General features: G+C 55.8%; 1 protein-coding gene. It reads left to right on the top strand.

Annotation, left to right across the window (positions count from 1 at the left end; all coding sequences use genetic code 11):
- Nucleotides 1-821, top strand: an 821-nt coding sequence (locus AB4Y32_RS40410; protein WP_368726576.1) for a tyrosine-type recombinase/integrase, incomplete at both ends; no start/stop codon positions are given.

Raw genomic sequence — 821 nt, 5'->3', positions numbered from 1 at the left:
AAAGCACGAAACGCTGCTCAGCAAGCTCGAGCAGCATCTTGTAGTCGAGCGATATAGTGTCCAAATCCGCAATCGCTATCTGGCAGTCGCGGCGAACTTCCTTCGATTTCTCGACAGGCGACGAATACCTGTTAAGACGGCAACGCTAACAGACGTATCGGCGTATCTTGGATGCGAACTTCGACGCTTCCGGCATAACCGCGGTCACTCTCCACTCTCCTTACGAGGCTGGAGAGCGTCCCATACGACCGGCATCCATCAGTTGCTGCGATTGGCTATTGGCAAGTGGCCACCCGATCCGATCCCTTCCAGTGTGAACGCAAGGTTTAATCGCAAACTGTGCGAGGAATACGGTCAATGGCTTCGGGAGTGGCGAGGGCTGGCAGCCGAAACGGTTGACGGCCTTCTGGCCGAAGCACAACGATTCCTGTGCTTCGGTGGACGGTGCAAAGGCGCCGAAACGTTGATGCAATTGACGGTATCGGATATTGATTGCTATCTGCAAAGCCGAGTTTCGTCGCTGCGTCGGGTATCGCGTAAAAGTATCGCGTTATTGCTTCGCAGCTTCGTTCGTTACCTCTATGAGACGGGGCGTACCGATCGCGACCTTTCTCGTTTCATCATTGTTCCAACTACGTATGCATACGAGTCTATTCCCTCGGCGTTACGCCCCGCCGACATCAGCGCGGTCCTAGGTTCCACGCGCCAGGACCGTTCCCCGATAGGGCTACGCGACTACGCCATTCTGATGATGCTGTCGACGTACGGCTTGCGTGCGGGAGAGGTGACGCGACTGCGGCTGGAGGATATCGATTGGAGAG

It is taken from the genome of Paraburkholderia phymatum (assembly GCF_040965635.1).
In the GTDB taxonomy this organism is placed as follows: Bacteria; Pseudomonadota; Gammaproteobacteria; order Burkholderiales; family Burkholderiaceae; genus Paraburkholderia; species Paraburkholderia phymatum_B.
Note: the sequence above shows the minus strand (reverse complement) of the source record. Positions and strands in the feature narration are given on the sequence as shown.